Origin of the sequence: Marinobacter salinexigens, assembly GCF_008370345.1 — a bacterium.
GTDB lineage: Bacteria > Pseudomonadota > Gammaproteobacteria > Pseudomonadales > Oleiphilaceae > Marinobacter > Marinobacter salinexigens.
The window spans coordinates 1-840 of sequence record NZ_VTUU01000052.1 but is presented as its reverse complement, the minus strand read 5'-3'; the positions used below and the strand labels follow the sequence as shown (position 1 = coordinate 840).

Genomic DNA, 840 nt, shown 5'->3' with positions numbered 1-840 from the left:
CCGCTGCCCTCCTTCCTCATCTGGCCGGGCTACTACGTGCTSTACCGCTTCATCGAGAAGCACGGCGCCGAGGCCGTGGCCTACGCCGAGGCGCAGCACGGCAKCGGCAAGAAGGACGCCATCAACAACATCCTGTTCGTGCTCGGCTTCAACGCCTTCGGCGGCTTCTCCGTGTTCCTGCCCTTCCTCGTGGCCAAGGTCGGCGGCGCSYCGGCGCTGCGCGRGCGSCTGCGKGACGAGGTGCGGCGCGCCATGGTGGGCAAAGACGGCGAGTTCGGGTTCGCCACCGTCCGCGAGGGCATGCCGCTGGTGCGGTCGACGGTGTACGAGATGCTGCGGATGCAGCCGCCCGTGCCGCKGCAGTTCGGGCGCGCGCGCAGGGACTTCGTGCTGCGCTCCCACGGCGGCGCCGCGTACCAGGTGTCCGCGGGCGAGGTGCTGTGCGGGTACCAGCCGCTGGCGATGCGGGACCCCGAGGTGTTCGAGCGGCCCGAGGAGTTCGTGCCGGAACGCTTCCTCGGCGACGAGGGCGCCAGGCTGCTGCAGCACCTCTTCTGGTCCAACGGGCCGGAGACGGCGCAGCCCGGGCCCGGGAACAAGCAGTGCGCCGCCAAGGAGGTGGTGGTGGACACGGCGTGCATGCTGCTGGCCGAGCTGTTCCGGCGCTACGACGACTTCGAGGTGGAGGGCACCTCCTTCACCAAGCTCGTCAAGCGCCAGGCGTCGCCGAGCGTGGCGCAGGCAGCAGCCGCCGCCGGAGCGCAGCAGTGAGTGCGCTGTATAGGATCCATCGGTGGCGTGCGACGTCGCCGGCGCCGGCCAAGCAATAAAGTAAATTGA

General features: G+C 70.0%; 1 protein-coding gene. It reads left to right on the top strand.

All coding sequences use genetic code 11. The features are described 5' to 3' along the window. A partial coding sequence (locus FWJ25_RS20630) for a cytochrome P450 (protein WP_149601865.1) occupies positions 1-771 on the top strand: 771 nt, incomplete at its 5' end. Positions 772-840 lie beyond the last annotated feature (69 nt).